The organism is Streptomyces sp. NPDC050636 (genome assembly GCF_040654775.1).
Taxonomy (GTDB): Bacteria; Actinomycetota; Actinomycetes; order Streptomycetales; family Streptomycetaceae; genus Streptomyces.
Map to the genome: position 1 here is coordinate 1 of NZ_JBFAIP010000223.1, position 3,503 is coordinate 3,503.

General features: G+C 68.1%; 5 protein-coding genes. All 5 read right to left on the reverse strand.

What is annotated here, in order from left to right:
* Positions 1–154: 154 nt before the first annotated feature.
* Positions 155–349, reverse strand: coding sequence for a ferredoxin (locus AB0I10_RS40745; protein ID WP_363157789.1), 195 nt, complete (start codon positions 347–349; stop codon positions 155–157).
* Positions 350–402: 53 nt separating this feature from the next.
* The gene (locus AB0I10_RS40750) at positions 403–1,614 is read right to left on the reverse strand and encodes a cytochrome P450 (protein ID WP_363157790.1); all 1,212 of its coding nucleotides are present in this window, start codon (positions 1,612–1,614) and stop codon (positions 403–405) included.
* Positions 1,611–2,294 (reverse strand): DUF3159 domain-containing protein, encoded by a 684-nt coding sequence (locus AB0I10_RS40755; protein WP_363157791.1) that lies wholly within the window; start codon positions 2,292–2,294, stop codon positions 1,611–1,613. The genes AB0I10_RS40750 and AB0I10_RS40755 overlap by 4 nt, the downstream gene beginning before the upstream one ends.
* Positions 2,295–2,947: 653 nt before the next feature.
* Positions 2,948–3,178 carry a hypothetical protein gene (locus AB0I10_RS40760; protein WP_363157792.1) on the reverse strand — a complete coding sequence of 77 codons (231 nt, stop codon included), beginning with the start codon at positions 3,176–3,178 and terminating at the stop codon, positions 2,948–2,950.
* Positions 3,175–3,363 carry a hypothetical protein gene (locus AB0I10_RS40765; protein WP_363157793.1) on the reverse strand — a complete coding sequence of 63 codons (189 nt, stop codon included), beginning with the start codon at positions 3,361–3,363 and terminating at the stop codon, positions 3,175–3,177. The genes AB0I10_RS40760 and AB0I10_RS40765 overlap by 4 nt, the downstream gene beginning before the upstream one ends.
* Between the last annotated feature and the right edge of the window lie 140 nt (positions 3,364–3,503).

A 3,503-nucleotide genomic window follows, 5' to 3' on the forward strand; every position in this document is an offset into this window, starting at 1 on the left:
AACCTGTTTGCCCGGGGGGGGCGGTGGGTGGGGGGCCCCCTTGCCGCCCCCGACCTGGCACCGCTCCCCGTCCACCCCGCCGCGCGGCGGGGCGGGGGCCGCGGGGCCCCCGCGCCCGACGCGCCCACCAGGACAATGTGGTCCATGGTGGGCACTACTCCACCACCTCGATCGCCAGCGCGGGGCAGCGGACGGCGGCGTCCTTGACCTGGGGCAGCAACTCGCGTGGCGGGACGGCGTCGAGCAGTATGACGACGCCGTCCTCGTCCCGCTGGTCGAAGACGTCAGCGGCGGCCAGCACGCACTGGCCCGCGCCGACGCACTTGTCCTCATCGATGAGGATCTTCATGGGGATTCTCCGTGTGGTGTGTGGTTCGGACGACTCGCCGGGTGGTGCCGGCCTTACCAGGTCACGGGCAGCTCGTGGACGCCGTAGACGAGCATGTTGTCGCGCATGGGCACCTGTTCCACGGGAACCGCCAGCCGCAGTTCGGGGAACCGGTCCAGGAGCGCGGACAGGGCTGCCTTCATCTCCACCCGGGCCAGCTGCTGGCCGAGGCACTGGTGGATACCGTGGCCGAACGCCAGGTGCGGGCTGTGCGGCCTGCCCACGTCCAACCGCTCAGGGTCGTCGGTGAGGTGTGCCGCGTCCCGGTTTCCGGATGCCAGGGAGGCGACCACCAGGCTGCCCTCCTTGATCTGGTGGCCGTGCAGCTCCACGTCTTCCAGCGCCGTACGGCGCAGACCGAACTGAACGATCGTCAGGTAGCGCAGCAGCTCCTCTATCGCGCTGTCCATCAGGGAGGGGTCGGCGCGCAACGCTGCCAGCTGATCAGGGTTGCACAGCAGGCACATGGTGCCCAGCGCGATCATGTTCGCGGTCGTCTCGTGCCCGGCTATCAGCAGCAACACCCCGACGCCGACCAGTTCTTCATCGGTCAGCTCTCCGGAGTGGACCAGTTCGCTGAGGATGTCGTCGGCGGGGTTCTCCCGCTTGGCGAGGGCCAGTTGGTGGATGTACCCGCGCATCGCCGTCTGGGCCTGCTGGAACTCCTCGGGGCTCGAATCCAGCCGGAGGAGCGTGGCCGAGTTCCGCTGGAACTCCTCTCGGTCGGCGTACGGCACCCCGAGCAGTTCGCAGATCACCAGTGAGGGAACCGGCAGTGCGAAGGCCTGGACGAGGTCGACCGGGCCCTCGGCCGCAGCCATCGCGTCCAACCGCTCGGCGACGACCTGCTCCACCGCCGGCGCCAGCTGCCGCATCCGACGCACGGTGAACTGCCCGGTGAGCAGCCGCCGGAACCGGGTGTGCTCCGGCGGGTCCATCATGAGGAACATCCCGGGCGCGGTCGGCGGCACCGGTGCGTCGGCCGTCTCGGGGCCGCCGGGCCGCAGGAGGGTGCGCTTCGCGCTGAACCGCGGGTCGGCGAGGACCGTGCGCACGTCGTCGTACCTGGTGACCAACCAGCCGGTGGCACCGTCCGGGAAGGTCATCGGTGTGACCGGGTCCTGCTCACGCAGTGTGCGGTACTCCTCCGGCGGGTCGAAGGGGCAGGTCCGCGCTGTGGGCTGGGTCGTGATGGGCTGGGTCGTGATGGGCTGGGCGTTCGTCACGGAAGAGTCCTTTCCAGAGGGAGGGATGTCCCGGTGTTCGTGCGGTCGTTGGTGGCGCAGAGGTGGTCGCCGAGGGCGCGCCGGTAGACGCGCCAGCCGAGCAGAGCGCTGAGCGCGAGAACGGGGGGCCCGAAGGCGTCGGCCGTGCCGAGGGCGACGGCCTGGCCGGACAGGTACAGCGGCAGCTGGATCGCCAGCATCGCGAGACTCGCGGCGAGGATCACCAGGTTGCCCTTGATGAACGCCCGGCGCCGCACCGTGCACCGGCGCCAGGCGGTCCGCTCCTTCGTGATCAGCCCCACCACCAGGCCCATCGGCGGCCAGCCGAGCAGCAGCAGCACGGCGCTCGCCAGGGCGCCCACGCTGTGCATCACCAGGTTCGGCAGGAAGAAGTCAGTGGCCTGGCCGGTCTTTGCGGCCAGAGTCCCCTGGACGCAAACGAGGCCGAGGACCGCGAGCGCGCGCCACACCGAATCGCCGCGCACCACCCGGTAGACGCAGACCCCGGCCGCTGCGGCCATGGCGAGTACCAGCGCGACGGTGAGCCGGTGAGTGAGGGCGTAGCTCACGGTGAATCCGAAGATGGGCGCGACATCGACCACTGCTGCACGAAGCCGACTGCGAACGGCGGCTTCGGCAGCGTCCTCGCCGTCGGCCACAGGATGTGCGATTGGGTCCACGGCTGCTCCAGGTTCCTCGACAGACGGTGCCTTCTCGCCGCTTGCGACCCTGTTCACGATGCCGTCCCGCCCCGAGGCTGTCGTCGTGCGTCCGCAGACACTTGGCCTGCCGCAAACGCAGTACGACGGCGCGACGCCTACCACGTGCGCAGGCACCGGCCGCGTGGCTCAGCGAAGTTCGGTCCCGGCTCCGCGCTCCAACGCGCGACGCTTCGACGTCACGGCATGCGGGAGAAGCGGCGGGCGGCGACCAGGAGGAGCAGGGGGAGCAGGAGGGCCGTAGCTGAGCGGGTTGACAGTCACCATGGCGCTGGCGCCCAGCCAACCGGGCAGTCCGCCGACCGGGAAGACCGCTCCACTCGAAAGTGATGTTTGCCCACTCCGTGGCCGGCACATGGTCGGGCCTGCATGGGTTTGCTGTCGGTGACGCAATCCGGTCGTCGCCGCGCGCACGGCACGCGGCGGCGACCGGAAATACCCGGAGGCCATGGGAACGGCCAGAAGAGATCGTTTGACCTGCTGGATGACGCACACCTGGTGCCGACAACCGCGGCCAGAGGAGAAGCACGACCGGGGAACGACGAAGGCCCTGACCAGCGGCCGTCGATCCCGACCCTTTGACGTCGCATCACAAACCGTTGGGTGACAGAGTTTTACTCGGCTACGGGCTCCAGGAAGTACTCGTAGGAATCCAGGTCGAAGACGATCCCCGTGAGCTCACCAAGAGCAGTCGCCTGGCTCTGGTCCAAGGGGTACACATCGGCGAACCTGTCGACCGGAATACCCACTAGCTTGGCGGCCACCTCCACGCCGATCCCCGAGACGTCCGCCACACCCTCCAGAGGGTCGGAGTCCTTCCTGAAGATAGTTACAACGATTTTCACTTGTCCACCTCACACGTGAGCCAGCGCTCGTCCTGGAACTCGGCAGGGATCTCGATGCTGGATGCGCCGCCGTCATGGATGATCAACCCGTACTCCTGAAAATTTGAGATGAATTCAATCAATTCATCCGGGCACTCGAAGAATGAATCGTGCTCGTCGCAGAGCCAGTTGACCTGACTCGCCATGTTTCGCAGCAGCGGTCGGTCATCACCTTAGCTTTCACACAATCGCCCATCATGGCCGGAGAGTTGATACACCAGTGCCGGTGCGGGCCCGGACCGCACACGAGTGGGGCTGGACCTCCGCCCGTACGCTGGGCAGCTTC